2 tRNA genes are annotated in these 284 nt (G+C 47.5%); both read right to left on the minus strand.

The features are described 5' to 3' along the window. Window positions 1–6 precede the first annotated feature (6 nt). Window positions 7–79: transfer RNA gene (locus ACYVUV_RS12410), tRNA-Ala, on the minus strand. A gap of 68 nt (window positions 80–147) precedes the next feature. Next, a tRNA-Ile gene (locus tag ACYVUV_RS12415) sits at window positions 148–221 on the minus strand. Window positions 222–284: the final 63 nt, after the last annotated feature.

Consider the following 284-nt stretch of genomic DNA (forward strand, 5'->3'; position numbering starts at 1 on the left):
GGCCAATGGAGGCAAACGGGATCGAACCGATGACCTCCTGCTTGCAAAGCAGGTGCTCTCCCAGCTGAGCTATGCCCCCGTAAATATCAACTTTTAAGATGTTACTCCATCTTGGCCGAAATGTAAAGACTTTTCTTTCCATTTCAATGGGCCTGGATGGACTTGAACCATCGACCTCACGCTTATCAAGCGTGCGCTCTAACCAGCTGAGCTACAGGCCCAAGTTCTTATTGTTGGTACTCTCAAAACTGAACAAAGTTTCTTTGCAGTGTGCTTCCGTAACT

Source organism: Lactobacillus sp. WILCCON 0149 (assembly GCF_057197965.1).